The sequence below is a fragment of the Parvibaculum sp. genome, assembly GCF_049672805.1.
Classification (GTDB): domain Bacteria; phylum Pseudomonadota; class Alphaproteobacteria; order Parvibaculales; family Parvibaculaceae; genus Parvibaculum.
Genome location: NZ_JBATWS010000120.1, coordinates 13,662 through 28,083, shown reverse-complemented (window position 1 = coordinate 28,083; position 14,422 = coordinate 13,662). Strand labels below are relative to the sequence as shown.

The following is a 14,422-nucleotide window of genomic DNA, read 5'->3' as shown; positions in this document are numbered from 1 at the left end:
CTGACTCACCATTTCGAGATCACCGCCGCGACGCCGCGTTTTCTTGATTACTGGGCACTTATCGCTGAAGCCGAGGAACTGCGGATTCTGGGCGAGGAGGACCGGGCGGGCGACAAGGCTGTGTTCCCGCGCACGCATCACATCATTGATATTGTTCGACGTTTCCCCGTGTCCGGTGTCATGGCATCGGGATTTGCAAGCGCGCTGCGCCCGCTTCAACCACGGCTCTATTCGCTTGCGTCAAGCCTCTCAGCCGCGCCCGATGAAGCGCACCTCACTGCCTCGCCGGTTCGCTACGAGTTGCATGGCGAGCAGCGCGGCGGTGTCGCTTCCTGCATGCTGGCCGATCGCACGGAACTTGATGCCATCGTGCCCGTCTATATTCAGAGCAACCCACATTTCCGCCTGCCGGCTGATGATGTTCCGATTATCATGGTGGGAGCCGGAACCGGCGTGGCGCCTTATCGTGCGTTCATGCAGGAGCGCGAAGTGCGCGGGGCGGAAGGAAAGAGCTGGCTCTTCTTCGGTGAGCGCAATTTTCGAACCGATTTCCTCTACCAGACAGAATGGCAAAGCTGGCTGAAAGATGAAACGCTGACCCGAATGGATGTCGCCTTCTCGCGCGACCGGGCGGAAAAATTATATGTCCAGCACCGGATGAAAGAGCAGGCACGAGACATCTTTGCATGGCTTGAGGAAGGTGCGCACATCTATGTGTGTGGCGATGCCACCAATCTCGCGCCCGATGTGCATAAAGCACTGATCGATATCGTCGCGGATGAAGCACGTATCGGCCGAGAGGCAGCAGAAGACTATGTGCGCTCCCTGCAAGCCGACCACCGTTACCAGCGCGATGTTTACTGAGGCAACATCATGACGAGTTCTGTCGATCGTAGCCACGATCTCTCTCAGCCTCTCGACCGCTTGAGCCCTGACGAGAGGATGAAATATGAGAGCAACTATCTGAGAGGGACCATTGCGGAAGGTCTTCTTGATCGTATCACTGGCGCTGTCCCGTCTGATGACGATGTGAAGCTGATGAAGTTTCACGGTATCTATCAGCAGGATGATCGGGATATTCGTGATGAACGTCGCAGGCAGAAGCTGGAACCTGCCTATCAGTTCATGATCCGTGTCCGGTTGCCAGGTGGTGTTTGCACGCCTGCGCAATGGCTGAAGCTTGATGAGCTTGCGCGTGACCATGGCGGCGAGACGCTGCGCCTCACCACACGCCAGACCTTCCAGTTTCACTGGGTACTCAAAGACAGCCTGCGCCCCATCATTCAAGGCCTGCATGAGACGTTGCTCGACACGATCGCAGCCTGTGGCGATGACAGCCGCGGTGTGATGTCAACTGTGGATCCCCAAAGCTCCCGCTTTCATGCCGAAGTCGCCGCCATGGCAAAGAGGGTCAGCGATCACGTTATTCCTAAGACGCGCGCCTATCATGAAATCTGGTATGGCGATGAACGCGTGGCCTCTTCCGAGCCTGAAGAACCTTTTTATGGCCGTACCTATATGCCGCGCAAATTCAAGATCGGCTTCGCGCTACCACCCTCAAACGATATTGATGTCTATGCGCAGGATCTTGGCTTCATCGCGATTGGAGGTTCGAAAGGTCTGGAAGGATTTAATGTCGTGATTGGTGGCGGCATGGGCCGTACCGACCAGGCGCCGGAAACCTATCCACGTCTTGCGAGCCTGATAGGCTTCATACCGGTTGATCGTCTGCTCGCCTGCGTCGATGGGGTAATGGCTGTGCAGCGTGACTATGGCGATCGCAAGGATCGCATGCACGCGCGCTTTAAATATACAATCGATGACAAGGGTCTCGACTGGGTAAAGGCCGAGATCGAGCGCCATATGGGCGCGCCATTCGAGGAAGCGCGCCCCTTCGCCTTCACCACCAATGGCGACAGTTTCGGCTGGAATGAAACTCCGGACGGGCGACACCATCGCACCGTGTTTATTCAGAGCGGCCGTCTGACACTGAAGTTGCTGGATGCGATGCGCGACATCGCGCGGGTACACAAGGGAACCTTCCGACTGACACCAAATCAGAACCTCATTATCGCCGGGGTGAAGGCCGAGGATAGGCCTGTCATTGAAGGCATACTGAAAGCCTATGACTTGCTGGATGAAACCGCATCCACGCTGCGAAAGAATGCGATCGCTTGTGTTGCGTTACCCACCTGTGGCCTGGCAATGGCAGAGAGCGAACGCTACATGCCAGACCTTCTCACCAAGATTGAGAAGATCATGGCGCGACATGGTCTGAGTGATGAAGCGATCACCATCCGCATGAGCGGTTGTCCCAATGGTTGCTCGCGGCCTTACATCGCCGAAATTGGCCTCACGGGGCGCGCGCCGGGAAAATACAATCTGTATCTTGGTGGCGGTTTCCACGGCGAGCGTTTGAACAAGATGGTCCGCGAGAATGTGGCCGAGCCGGTCATCCTCGAAGTGCTCGAAGAGACACTTGGCCGATATGCGCGTGAGCGTCAGATAGGAGAGCATTTCGGTGATTTTCTTATCCGTGTCGGCATTGTTCCTGAGGTAAAGGAAGGACGCTTCTTCAATGACTAAAGGGAAGGCGATTCGCCCCGAAACCATTGCTGCGGCTTATGGCGTCGCGAGCGACACGGCGTTCGCTTCCGTGGTGCCGCCGCTCTATCTTTCCAGCACCTACGAGTTCACCGGTTACGATCAGCCGCGCAGCTATGATTATGGTCGCGCCGGAAACCCGACACGTGACATTCTTGCAGGCGCTTTGGCGGCTCTCGAGGGCGGTGCAGGCGCAGTCGTAACCTCAAGCGGCATGGCCGCAATCGACCTTCTTCTCGGCCGTCTTCGGCGTGACGATCTCGTTCTCGCGCCACATGATTGCTACGGCGGCACGATGCGTCTCGCCAAGGCTCGGGCAGAGCGAGGGCATTTTCGCTTGCGGCTTGTCGATCAGGGAAATGAAGAATCTGTCGATGCGGCGCTGAGCGAACGGCCCGCGCTTCTGCTGATCGAGACACCAAGCAACCCGCTCATGCGCGTCGTGGATATTGCGAGCCTCGCTGAAAAAGCAAAGCGCGTGGGCACGGAAGTGGCGGTGGACAATACGTTTCTTTCACCAGCCCTTCAGCGCCCGATTGAATTCGGCGCGGATTATGTCATCCATTCCACAACAAAATATCTGAATGGCCATTCCGATGTGATTGGCGGCGCGGTTATTGCTGCTGATGCTGCAAAGGCAGATGAGCTGAAATATTGGAGCAATGTCGTCGGTAGCGCCGGGGCGCCTTTTGACGCATGGCTCACGCTCCGCGGTCTGCGCACACTTCATCCGCGGATGCGGCAGCAACAAACAAGCGCAATGGCGATCGCGGAGCACCTGGCGCAGCATCCTGCGGTTTCCACGGTCTATTATCCGGGGCTTGCCACGCACCTGACCCATGCCATAGCCGTGCGCCAGCAAAAAGGCTTCGGCGCCATGCTGAGTTTCGAACTTGCAGGTGGCGTGAAGGCGGTTCGCCGCTTTTTGGAAGAGGTGCGCTTCTTCACGCTTGCGGAGTCGCTCGGAGGCGTTGAAAGCCTCGTCTCCCATCCAGGCACCATGACGCATCTGGATATGGGAGAGGCGGTAAGGGCGGAGGCCGGGATCACAGACCGCCTGCTGCGGCTTTCCATCGGGCTGGAAGCCGAGCAGGATCTTCTCGAAGGTCTGGATCGCGGTCTCGCCGCGTGTCTCACCGATTGATGATCAGTCTTTGAAAACCGGGCGGCGCTTTTCCAGATTGGCCATGATGGCTTCCTTCTGGTGCTCGCCGCCAATCAGCTTGTCCTGCTCGACGGATTCGGCAAGCAGGATGGAAGCCGCGGTCCCGTCCGGCGCGTCATTGAGAATGCGCTTCGCCGCGCGAATGGCGCTCGGGCTCTTGTCGGCAATTTCGCGCGCGGTCGCGAGCGCATCGGCATAAGGATCATTGCAGATGCGGGTCACAAAGCCGTAAGCGAGCGCCTCGTCTGTCTCGAAGATCCGGCCCGTATAGGTGAGGTCGCGGATAATATCTTCGCGTGCAAGGCCGCGCATCAGGAACATGCCGGCCATGTCAGGCACGAGGCCCCATTTGATTTCCATGACCGAGAAGCGGGTACCCGGTGCCGCGAAACGCATATCCGCTCCAAGCGCTACCTGAAAGCCGCCGCCAAAGGCAACGCCATGAACAGCCGCAATCACCGGCACGGGAATGTCGCGCCAGACAAGCGCTGCATATTGTGCGCGGTTAGCGACACCATGCGTGCGTGGCGCAAGGCGGCCCGTGACATCGGATTTTTCGGCATCGCGATTGCCGCTCGCCATGCGACCGAAATTGCTCATGTCGAGACCGGCACAGAAGGCGCGCCCTTCGCCCGAAATAACGACCGCGCGCACGGACTTGTCAGCCTTCAGCTTCTCGCCCGTTTCCAGCAAGGCATGGAACATCGCATCGTCGAGCGCATTCATTTTGTCGGCGCGGTGCAGCCGCACATCGGCAACGCCGTCCGTGATCGTCGTGACAATGCGCTCTTCCATGAATTCCTCCCGGGTGCTGTGCTTGTGTTGTTGGCGAGAGTCTTAGCAAGCCGGGGGCTGAAAACAAGGCTGCGTTGCGCATTGGACGGTGAGAAAAAGGAGGGAACGGCATTCGCGCGGGGATGCCCCTGCGGAAGCGCGTCAGGCCGCCGTGGCCGTTCCCGTTCCTGTCCCCGCCCGAAGCCGTGGCGGCAGGATCACGGTTGCGACAGTGCCGCGGCCTTTCTGGCTCTCAAGCCGGAACTCCCCGCGCAGCATGCGAAGGAGCTCCGTCACAAGCGCAAGTCCAAGCCCCGTTCCCTCGAAGGCCCGGTCGAGCCCCGCATCGGCCTGCCAGAAGGGGCGGGCGGCGTTCTCGATTTCCTCTTCCGTCATGCCGATGCCTGTATCGCGCACGCGGATCATCGCCCCTCCGTCTGACGTATGGGCGATTTCGAGCGTCACCGTGCCACCGGCCGGCGTGAACTTCACGGCATTGTTGAGAAGATTGATGAGCACCTGCTTGAGCCGTCGCTCATCTGTTTCAATGACGGGAAAGGGGGGAACTGCATCAAAGACAAGTTGCACCTGCCCCCGTTCCGCGCGGCCCCGCACAATGGCGAGGCAATTTTTGCAGACTCGTGCAAAGTCGATCTGCTGTGGCGAGAGAGAAAATCCTTCAAGCTCGATGCGGGAGAGATCCAGAATATCATTCACCAGCGACAGGAGATGCGTCCCGGCATGGTGAATGTCATGCACGTAGGAGACATAGCGCCTGTCCCCGAGCGGGCCGAACAGCTCGCGCTCCATCGCCTCGGAAAAGCCAAGGATTGCGTTCAGTGGCGTGCGCAGCTCGTGGCTGACATTGGCGAGAAACTCGGTCTTCGCCTTGTTCTCGCGCTCCGCTGCGGAATAAAGCTGTGCTTTTGCAAGCGCCTGAGTGAGCGTGCGCTCGCGCTTGTTTGCCTGAACGCGCATCGCGATCAGACGCCGGCTGTTCCGCAGACGGATTTCCATCGCCAGCACACCGATCACGATTGCCTGAATATTCATGATGGCGAAATGGCGAAAATCGGGTGTGTAAATCGTTGCCGATGTCGCAATCAGCAGCCAGGTCACAGAGGCCGCGAGATAGGAGATGAAGAGGTGCAGGCGGGAGGCAAAGAAAAGACCGGCTCCCACAAAGAGCAGCGCGAAATTGGTGGACTGGCTGATTTCCTGCTCGAGCCACATATGAAGCGCAGAATTGGTGAGTACGACGGCAAAGATGAAAAGCCCTGCCATCCCGGAATAGCTCACTGGCAGGCGGCCTTTGTAAATCGTCAGCGCAACAGCAAGAAACGCCGCCACACCACCAAATGCCGCAAGCAGCATGGTGCTCCGCGCGGAATCGCCCAGCGTGGTCACATGCAGCAATGCGAAAAAGGTGTAGAGCCCCGCGAGGAAAAGCGAGATGGGCAGCAGCGAATCCCGAAACATCGTCGCCAGCTCGCGCTGGGTATGATCATCGGGAAGAGCGGGGGCTTCCTTGGTAGAAAACACAGACAGGTCTCCGGCATATACGCGAACCAGCCGCCCCGCCCATGGCTGTATTCCCGTCTCTGACCGGACAATAGAACGCTGTCGTTAACCGGTACTTAATTTTTGTATCGGCCTCAGCCGCGGCCCCGGTAGGAGGCAACGCCTTGTTCCGGCACCCAGACGCCAGCCGGAAGCTTGCCTTTCTGCCAGAATACGTCGATCGGGATGCCGCCACGCGGATACCAGTAGCCGCCAATCCTGATCCATTTTGGAACAAGCAGCTCTGCCAGCCGCTTGCCGATGGCGACGGTGCAGTCCTCGTGAAAGGCACCGTGATTACGGAAGGACTGCATGTAGAGCTTCAGCGACTTCGACTCAACGAGCCATTTGCCCGGCACATAATCAATGACGAGATGGGCGAAGTCCGGCTGTCCCGTCACCGGGCAGATGGAGGTGAATTCGGGCACGGTGAAGCGCGCGACATAGTTCGTGTCGGGATGCGGGTTGGGCACGCGCTCCAGCAGGGCTTCTTCCGGTGTCGCGGGAATGGCGGTTTCCGCGCCAAGCTGGGTAAGCATCTTCGGGGTGGCCTTGCGCTTCTTTTTCACAGCCATGTTGTCCTCCTAGGCAGCAGCCGGGCCGTCATAAACGCAGCCTTCCCGGCAGGAAGCGCGATGGACCTCCACCCGGGTGATTTCCGGGAGAGGCCCGGAAAGCGCGTTCCATATCCAGATCGCAATATGCTCGAGCGTCGGCAGTTCAAGCCCGCTGATCTCATTGAGAAGATGGTGATCGAGCTTCTCCCGGACAGCCATCACCTCCTGCTCGACATCCTCGAAATGGCGCACAAGGCCCGTATCCGGCGCGGGCTTGCCCGACAGCCAGACGACGACGCGGAAGGAATGCCCATGCATCCGGCGGTTCGGATGGCCTTCCTCCGCATAGGGCAGGAAGTGCGCGGCGTCGAAAAAGAATTCCTTGTAGATCTTCATCACGGGATACCGATCAGCTTGTGTGTCTGGAGGCTGAGCCGCCATTTCGGATGTGCGAGACAATAGGCCGTTGCCGCACGCGTATTCCCCTCCCGCTCCGGCCCGTCCATCGGTTGCAGGAAGAAATGCCGGAACTCAAGCGCCTCAAAGCGCTCCGGCATGGCCTTTTCCTGCGGATAGACGAGCTTCAGTTCGTCGCCTCTTGTTTGTACCAGCACCGCATCTGCCTTCGGGCTGACGCAAATCCAGTCAATGCCCTCGGGCGCTGCGATCGTGCCATTCGTTTCGATGGCAATCTCGAAGCCGCGCGCATGAAACGCCGCGATCAGCGGCGCATCGAGTTGTAGAAGCGGTTCACCGCCTGTGCAGACCACGAAGCGGTCCTTGCTCGACCCGCTCGCCCATGTCCGCTCAACGGCGTCTGCCAGGGCTTCGGCATCACGAAACTTGCCGCCGCCTTCTCCATTCGTCCCGACAAAATCCGTGTCGCAAAACGTGCAGACAGCCGTGGCGCGGTCTTCGTCGCGCCCCGACCAGAGATTGCAGCCCGCAAACCGGCAGAAAACGGCTGGCCGGCCCGCATGGGCGCCTTCACCCTGAAGCGTGTAGAATATTTCCTTCACCGAGTACATGGGCCTCAGCCTTCCGCCGCCACAAAGGCATCATAGCCCCGCGCGCGCAATTCGCAGGCGGGGCAGATGCCGCACCCGTAGCCCCAGTCATGTCGCCGGGTCCGGTCGCCCCGGTAGCAGCTATGGCTCTCTTCTATGATGAGATCGACAAGCGGCTTTCCGCCCAGTTCCTCCGCCAGCTTCCATGTTGCCGCCTTGTCTATCTTCATGAGCGGCGCCTCGATGCAGAAAGGCTTGTCCATGCCGAGGGCAATCGCCTGTTCGAGCGCCGAAAGCGTATCGGCGCGGCAGTCCGGGTAGCCGGAGTAGTCCGTCTCGCACATTCCGCCCACAAGCACATGCGCTCCGCGCCGATAGCCGAGCGCGGCGGCATAGGTGAAGAAGAGCAGGTTGCGCCCCGGCACGAAGGTCGAGGGCAGGCCACTCTCATCCATCTCGATCTCGACATTACGCGTGAGCGCCGTCTCACTGATCTGCCCGAGTTCGGTGAGGGAGAGCATGTGGTCCGGGCCGAGCCTGCTGCGCCATTCAGGAAAAAGGGCTTGTATCCGCCCCAGCAGGCGCAACCGGCACTCAAGCTCAACATTGTGCTTCTGGCCATAGTCGAAGCCGACCGTTTCGACCTCGCCATAGCGGGCAAGCGCCCAGGCCAGGCAGACAGTCGAATCCTGTCCGCCCGAAAACAGCACGAGTGCCTTTTTGCTTGCCAGTTCAGTCATTTATCAACGCTCCGTTCGCGCTGTTGAACAGGAGCCGTCCGCTGTCGTCAAGCGGACAAAGAGAAGCCCCGGAAAAGGCTGCTTTTCCGGGGCTTTGCTTGTCATCCTTGACTTCGGATCAGAACGAGTAGGAAACGCTCGCCATGATGAAGTCACGATCATGTGTGGGGTTGTCGAAGCCGGCACCGAAGATGTTGGTGTAGCTCACATTGCCCCGCCATGTGTTCTGGTAGTCGGCCGAAACACCAAGCGAAATCTGCTTCAGGCCCTGCAGGTAGTTGGCCGTGTTCGGGCCGGGCGAGTTGCCCTGCAGGTCATGGCGCCAGGAAATGCTCGGCGTCAGCGTCAGGGCCGTGCCGAAGGCATTGTTGTAGCTCGGCGCGAAAACGAGACGATAGCCATAGGACATGTCGTCAGCATATTTCGGGTTGGTGATGCCACCCAGCAGCGCCGCGGCACCCGGATTGGCGATACCGCCTTCCGGACCGACGCGATTGAGCGGATACCTGCTGGCATCCTGCACATAGACGAAGCCGGCGTTGAACACGAGCGTCGCGAGATCCGCACGGAAGAACTCTGTGATCGGGTCCGTCGTGCTCCAGAGCTGCACCGCACCGATCTGGCCCTGAATCGCGTCCAGTTCGATCATGTGAACCGTATCCTGGTTCGGACCGGCAGGCGCGAGCGGGCTGGCCGGACCAGCGGACGGGAACAGAACGCCAGTGGCGCCTGTGCCGTCGAGCTGCGACGCATTCTGCGCAACGTCAGAAACGCCAAAGGGCATGTCGGGAGAGTAGGAGATTTCACCCGAAATCGCCGTGCCGTCGAGCGTGGTGGCAAAGCTCGCACCCAGCGTCTCGATGGTCGGGAAGCTGTAGAAGTGCTTGAGTTGGCCTGCCGCATAGCCGAAGGCTGCCTGAAGCGACGCCGCCTGAAGGGCGGGCACCGCCGAGAAGCAGTCCAGTCCCAAACCTGCGCCAGCGACAAACGCACACGCCGATGCCAGATCGTCGGGGCCGGTCGTGAAGCCGAGATAGGGCAGGCGGCTCGTGTAGCGAACGGCATAGAGACCGAAATCCACGCCATCACCCAGTTCTTCGGCGTAGTAGCGGAGTGCCACGCCAAACTGGTCCGTGTCGCTCTCGATCCGGTCGCTGGTGCGCTGCACGGCAATCGGGACGAGCGGATTGGGCGGGAAGGTACCGGGAGGAGCGGCGAGATCAGGATTGTCGATCACCGCATTGAGCAGCGCCGGCAGAGAACCACGGCCGACAATATCGTCGGTCGAGAAGAACGAACCAGCCGGGTCAAGTTCCGTGCGCTCATAGGAGAACTGCCAGAAAGCCTCGACGGAAAGGTTCGGCGTGACAGTGGTCGATGCGAAGATCATCGGCATCGGCGTCAGCGCGTCCTTGAGTTCCGCGCCCGGCGTACGAATGCGAGTAACATCAATGGCTTGGAAGTTATTGATACCCCCCTGGATGAACATGCTCTCACCCCAGTTCAGCACCTGACGGCCGACGCGGAGCGTGGTCTGATGGCCTTCAATATCCCAGCTGCCATAGACGAAGGCATCGAGGACGTCGATGTCGTAATCGAGCTGATCCTTGGCATTCGGGTTCAGGTCACGGAACCGGAGGTCATTTTCGGCATAGACGAAGTCGTAGAAAGCGGTCGGACGGACGAAGAAGCCGTAATTCTCCCATGTGCCCTGAATATCAACAGTCGCCTGCAACGTCTGGTTGATGAAGTCCCACTGGTCGAAGTTCAGGTTGCCGTTGTCGGAGTTGATGCCCGTCGCACGGCCATCGCCATTGCGGCAGCCACCATTGACGAGTGACACCTTCGTGCAGTCACGGTCACTTGTACGCAGCCCGATACCGGCCGAAACCGTCGTATCGACCTGGACATTGAGATCGCCAAAAACGAAAGAAGCCGCCGAGGCGGAAGTAGAAAACAGAAGAGCCGAAGCAAACGCTACGGCAACTGCAGATGCCCCCAACCGATTTTTACGCGAAACCGGTTCGTTCGTGACAGGGGTCATTCCTGTCGATACTATCATTTTTAAGGTTCCTCCCTACTGGATGGATTCTTTTGTTGTCTGCCCCGTGACAGCGGCGGATTGGGCAATGGAGCGGCCGGCTCCGCCGGAACCGGCCCAAGTTTGGTGAGGGATGCTGACCTTTTGCGGGGATCGAGGAGGGATAACCGCGTGGGTCAATCTGTTATGAGTGTAAAGTTTATAGGTGAGAAAAACCTATTAGTAAGGGAATATACTGAAACGGCATATGTGACAAGTGCCGGATCTGCTGTTCTGGGAGGGAAGCGGGTTGAACACCAGAGAACTGTTGCTGAGCATCCTCATGTCGGGACCGGCAACGGGATATGACATCAAGAAGACGATGGAGCAGGACGTCTCGAAGCTGCTGGATGTGAGTCTTTCGAATCTTTATCCGGTGCTGAACGAGCTTGCTGCCGAGGGGCTTGTGACCTTCCAGAAGGTCGAACAGGACAATCGTCCCAATAAAAAAGTCTATGAGCTGACCGAGGCGGGACGGGGAGCGGCGCTCAAGGCACTCATGTCGGGCGATGCAAAGCACCGCATGCGCTCCGAATTCATCTTCATTCTCAGTTACGCTCCCTTCCTGCCGCGTTGGCGGGTGAAGGAACTGCTCGACAAGCGCCTCGCCGAGACCATCGAGGTGCTGAACGATCTTGAGCGGCGTCAGGCAAAGCCGACGCTGCAGGATGGAGAGCGGTTCTGCATCGGTTTCGCAGAGGCGATATTGCAGGCGCAACGCGACTATCTGATGAAGAATTCCGCATCGCTGCTCGCCCGGTGCCCGGACGAGATCGACCAGGTCGCGCCGGCCTGATAGGCAGGGGCTGGACACCTTTATATGTCTGGTGAGCGCCCGGGCTTTGCCGGCCCGGGCTGTTCTGCTTGTTCGGAAGCAGGCTGCAGCCGGGCCGCACGACCCGAAAGTGAATTTGCGCGAATAGCCCCTTTCGCTCGGTGCCACCCTCGGCTATGAAACCCGCGCCGGGTGCAGAGTCCGGTGCCACCTCACCATTGGAAAAATAGAGACGGGACGACATGGCCGCCATCATCGACATTATCGGTCGCGAAATTCTGGACAGCCGGGGCAATCCCACGGTTGAGGTGGATGTACTGCTCGAGGACGGCTCTCTCGGGCGCGCAGGCGTACCGTCGGGTGCTTCGACGGGCGCGCATGAGGCGGTGGAACTGCGCGATGGCGGCTCCCGCTACAAGGGCAAGGGCGTGCAGAAGGCCGTTGCTGCCGTAAACAATGAAATCTTTGATGCGATCGGCGGCATGGATGCGGCGGAGCAGATCCAGATCGACCGCACCATGATCGAACTCGATGGCACGGACAACAAATCTCGCCTTGGCGCGAACGCGATTCTCGGCGTTTCACTTGCGGTGGCGAAGGCGGAGGCGGCCTCGCTCGGTCAGCCGCTCTTCCGTTATGTCGGTGGCCCGGCTGCCCGTGTGCTTCCCGTTCCCATGATGAATATCGTGAATGGCGGCGAGCATGCCGACAACCCGATCGATATTCAGGAATTCATGATCATGCCGGTCTCCGCAGGCTCGATTGCCGATGCGGTGCGCATGGGGTCTGAAATCTTCCACACGCTGCGCAGCGAATTGAAGGCAGCCGGTCACAACACCAATGTGGGCGATGAAGGCGGCTTTGCGCCGAACCTTGCCTCCACGGAGGACGCGCTCGGCTTCATCATGAAGGCGATCGAAAAGGCGGGCTACAAGCCGGGCGATGACATCTTCCTCGCGCTCGACGCTGCTTCCACCGAGTTCTTCAAGGACGGCGTTTACGATCTGAAAGGCGAGGGCCGGAAGCTCGACGCGGGCGGCATGGTCGATTACTGGGCGGAGCTTGTGGGCAAATATCCGATCATCTCCATCGAAGACGGCATGGCCGAAGATGACTGGGAGGGCTGGAAAGCGCTGACAGATCGCATCGGCAGCAAGGTGCAGCTCGTGGGCGACGACCTTTTCGTCACTAACAAGCGCCGTCTGGCAGACGGTATTGCCAAGGGCGTTGCCAACTCGATCCTCGTGAAGGTGAACCAGATCGGCTCCCTGACCGAGACGCTGGAATCCGTCGAGATGGCGCATAAGGCACGCTACACCGCCGTCATGTCTCACCGCTCCGGCGAGACGGAAGACGCCACCATCGCCGACCTTGCCGTTGCGACGAATTGCGGTCAGATCAAGACCGGGTCGCTCGCGCGCTCGGACCGTCTGGCGAAATACAACCAGCTCATCCGTATCGAAGAGGCGCTTGGTCCGTCGGCGGAATATGCCGGTCGCTCTATCCTGAAGGGATAAACAGGCAAAGAACAACGGTTTGAGCAAATCCCGCTTGACCGTTGGAATCGCTATATGATTCCCTCTTGCCTATGAGCAACCATGTCGTGATTCGTCCTTCGCAGCCGCTTCGCCTTCGTCAGGCGCTGGTTCCGTTCATCTGCATCATCGCGCTTGGCTATTTCGCCTATCACGCGGTCTATGGGCGTCACGGCTTCATCTCCTGGCTCGATATCCAGAACCGCATCGACACGCTGGAGCACCAGCTTGCCGAAGTGGAGGCAAAGCGCGCCCAGCTGGACCGGCAAGTGGCGCTGCTCCGTCCCGAAAGCCTCGACCCTGATCTGCTGGACGAGCGGGCCCGGGCGGCGCTGGGTTATGCAAATCCGGGCGAGATCGTGATCTTTCTTGATCCGCCCGCAGGTGCCGCGCGTCCTGCACGCTGATTTTTCGGCCTCCCGCCGCAGCGTTAGTTAACTGGATTTCGGTTAACTCGCTAATCTTTCATTGAAACCAAACATTTATGCTCCACTTTTAAGGTGTGGCAGCGGGTTCATTGAGGCCCGCTCCATGCGCGCATGTCGTCCACCTGAAGAAGTCGAGGTCTCACGATGGCATCTAGCTCCGCCAAACCGGCGCCCCGAAAGACGGGGCCAAAGAAGCAGGCGAAAAAGTCCGTGGACGGACCGACGCCCTTCACGAAGGAGGAAGAGATCAGCGCCTATCGCGAGATGCTGCTGATCCGCCGCTTCGAGGAGAAGGCGGGGCAGATGTATGGCATGGGGCTGATCGGCGGATTTTGTCACCTCTATATCGGGCAGGAAGCGGTCGTCGTCGGAATGCAGATGGCGATTGAAGAGGGGGATCAGGTCATCACCGGCTATCGGGATCACGGCCACATGCTCGTAACCGGCATGGACCCGAAAGGCGTGATGGCAGAACTCACCGGGCGCGAAGGTGGATACTCCAGAGGCAAGGGCGGCTCGATGCATATGTTCAGCCGCGAGAAAAACTTCTTCGGCGGCCACGGCATCGTCGGAGCACAGGTGCCACTTGGCACCGGCATCGCCTTCGCCAATCGCTATGAAGAAAATGGCCGCGTCTGCCTCACCTATTTTGGCGATGGCGCCGCGAACCAGGGCCAGGTCTATGAAAGCTTCAACATGGCCGAGCTGTGGCAACTCCCCGTCGTCTATGTGATCGAGAACAACCAGTACGCCATGGGCACCAGCCTTGCCCGCGCCAGCGCCCAGACAAACCTGTCGAAGCGGGGCGTGAGCTTCAACATTCCGGGCGAGCAGGTCGATGGCATGGATGTGCGCGCCGTACGCGATGCAGGCAGGCGGGCAGTGGAATTCTGTCGATCAGGCAAGGGGCCTTATATCCTTGAAATGATGACCTATCGCTATCGCGGTCACTCCATGTCGGACCCGGCGAAATATCGCGCGAAGGAAGAAGTGAACAAGATGCGCGCCGAACATGATCCGATCGAGCAGGTGCGCGTCCGCCTGCTTGAAAAGAAGTGGCTTTCGGAAGACGACCTCAAGCAGATCGACAAGGAGATCAAGGCTGTCGTCAATGAAGCGGCCGAATTTGCCCAGTCCAGCCCGGAGCCTGATCCGTCCGAACTCTGGACGGATGTTCTTGCCGAGATGGAGGCCTGA

At 59.3% G+C, this 14,422-nt stretch carries 14 protein-coding genes; 7 read left to right on the top strand and 7 right to left on the bottom strand.

Annotation, left to right across the window (positions count from 1 at the left end; all coding sequences use genetic code 11):
* From WBF74_RS03835 to metB, 3 genes are all read left to right on the top strand, one after another.
* A partial coding sequence (locus tag WBF74_RS03835; RefSeq protein ID WP_424435423.1) for a diflavin oxidoreductase occupies positions 1–864 on the top strand: 864 nt, incomplete at its 5' end.
* 9 nt (positions 865–873) lie between these two features.
* Entirely contained in the window at positions 874–2,586 is a 1,713-nt protein-coding gene (locus tag WBF74_RS03830) for an NADPH-dependent assimilatory sulfite reductase hemoprotein subunit (RefSeq protein ID WP_424435420.1), read from the top strand.
* Positions 2,579–3,748 (top strand): cystathionine gamma-synthase, encoded by a 1,170-nt coding sequence (gene metB / locus WBF74_RS03825; protein WP_424435417.1) that lies wholly within the window; start codon positions 2,579–2,581, stop codon positions 3,746–3,748. Before WBF74_RS03830 ends, metB begins: the two co-directional genes overlap by 8 nt.
* A gap of 3 nt (positions 3,749–3,751) precedes the next feature.
* Here metB and WBF74_RS03820 read toward each other — a convergent pair whose 3' ends face one another.
* From WBF74_RS03820 to WBF74_RS03790, 7 genes are all read right to left on the bottom strand, one after another.
* Positions 3,752–4,564, bottom strand: coding sequence for a crotonase/enoyl-CoA hydratase family protein (locus WBF74_RS03820; protein ID WP_424435414.1), 813 nt, complete (start codon positions 4,562–4,564; stop codon positions 3,752–3,754).
* A 141-nt stretch (positions 4,565–4,705) separates the two neighbouring features.
* On the bottom strand, positions 4,706–6,085 hold the full coding sequence (locus tag WBF74_RS03815) for a sensor histidine kinase (RefSeq protein WP_424435411.1): 1,380 nt from the start codon (positions 6,083–6,085) through the stop codon (positions 4,706–4,708).
* Between the two features lie 113 nt (positions 6,086–6,198).
* Positions 6,199–6,642, bottom strand: coding sequence for a preQ(1) synthase (gene queF, locus WBF74_RS03810; protein ID WP_424435426.1), 444 nt, complete (start codon positions 6,640–6,642; stop codon positions 6,199–6,201).
* Positions 6,643–6,687: 45 nt separating this feature from the next.
* Positions 6,688–7,056 (bottom strand): 6-pyruvoyl trahydropterin synthase family protein, encoded by a 369-nt coding sequence (locus tag WBF74_RS03805; protein WP_424435408.1) that lies wholly within the window; start codon positions 7,054–7,056, stop codon positions 6,688–6,690.
* A complete protein-coding gene (queE, locus tag WBF74_RS03800; RefSeq protein WP_424435405.1) occupies positions 7,056–7,688 on the bottom strand; it encodes a 7-carboxy-7-deazaguanine synthase in 633 nt (210 codons plus the stop codon). The genes WBF74_RS03805 and queE overlap by 1 nt, the downstream gene beginning before the upstream one ends.
* A gap of 5 nt (positions 7,689–7,693) precedes the next feature.
* Complete coding sequence (queC, locus tag WBF74_RS03795) at positions 7,694–8,407, bottom strand: 7-cyano-7-deazaguanine synthase QueC (protein WP_424435402.1); 714 nt, start codon at positions 8,405–8,407, stop codon at positions 7,694–7,696.
* A gap of 118 nt (positions 8,408–8,525) precedes the next feature.
* Positions 8,526–10,409, bottom strand: coding sequence for a DUF1302 domain-containing protein (locus tag WBF74_RS03790; protein ID WP_424435399.1), 1,884 nt, complete (start codon positions 10,407–10,409; stop codon positions 8,526–8,528).
* 328 nt (positions 10,410–10,737) lie between these two features.
* Here WBF74_RS03790 and WBF74_RS03785 point away from each other — a divergent pair, with 328 nt between their 5' ends.
* The 4 genes from WBF74_RS03785 (at position 10,738) to pdhA (ending at position 14,422) form a co-directional block, all read left to right on the top strand.
* On the top strand, positions 10,738–11,283 hold the full coding sequence (locus tag WBF74_RS03785; RefSeq protein WP_424435396.1) for a PadR family transcriptional regulator: 546 nt from the start codon (positions 10,738–10,740) through the stop codon (positions 11,281–11,283).
* Positions 11,284–11,504: 221 nt separating this feature from the next.
* A complete protein-coding gene (gene eno, locus WBF74_RS03780; RefSeq protein WP_424435393.1) occupies positions 11,505–12,779 on the top strand; it encodes a phosphopyruvate hydratase in 1,275 nt (424 codons plus the stop codon).
* A gap of 86 nt (positions 12,780–12,865) precedes the next feature.
* Complete coding sequence (locus WBF74_RS03775; RefSeq protein WP_424435390.1) at positions 12,866–13,204, top strand: FtsB family cell division protein; 339 nt, start codon at positions 12,866–12,868, stop codon at positions 13,202–13,204.
* A gap of 165 nt (positions 13,205–13,369) precedes the next feature.
* On the top strand, positions 13,370–14,422 hold the full coding sequence (pdhA, locus tag WBF74_RS03770; protein ID WP_424435387.1) for a pyruvate dehydrogenase (acetyl-transferring) E1 component subunit alpha: 1,053 nt from the start codon (positions 13,370–13,372) through the stop codon (positions 14,420–14,422).

Excerpts from the sequence above, each read along its gene's own strand:
- metB (WP_424435417.1), top strand. The coding sequence starts at position 2,579 with ATGACTAAAGGGAAGGCGATTCGCCCCGAAACCATTGCTGCGGCTTAT.
- queE (WP_424435405.1), bottom strand. The coding sequence starts at position 7,688 with ATGTACTCGGTGAAGGAAATATTCTACACGCTTCAGGGTGAAGGCGCC.
- queF (WP_424435426.1), bottom strand. The coding sequence starts at position 6,642 with ATGCTTACCCAGCTTGGCGCGGAAACCGCCATTCCCGCGACACCGGAA.
- eno (WP_424435393.1), top strand. The coding sequence starts at position 11,505 with ATGGCCGCCATCATCGACATTATCGGTCGCGAAATTCTGGACAGCCGG.
- WBF74_RS03830 (WP_424435420.1), top strand. The coding sequence starts at position 874 with ATGACGAGTTCTGTCGATCGTAGCCACGATCTCTCTCAGCCTCTCGAC.
- WBF74_RS03820 (WP_424435414.1), bottom strand. The coding sequence starts at position 4,564 with ATGGAAGAGCGCATTGTCACGACGATCACGGACGGCGTTGCCGATGTG.
- queC (WP_424435402.1), bottom strand. The coding sequence starts at position 8,407 with ATGACTGAACTGGCAAGCAAAAAGGCACTCGTGCTGTTTTCGGGCGGA.
- WBF74_RS03805 (WP_424435408.1), bottom strand. The coding sequence starts at position 7,056 with ATGAAGATCTACAAGGAATTCTTTTTCGACGCCGCGCACTTCCTGCCC.
- pdhA (WP_424435387.1), top strand. The coding sequence starts at position 13,370 with ATGGCATCTAGCTCCGCCAAACCGGCGCCCCGAAAGACGGGGCCAAAG.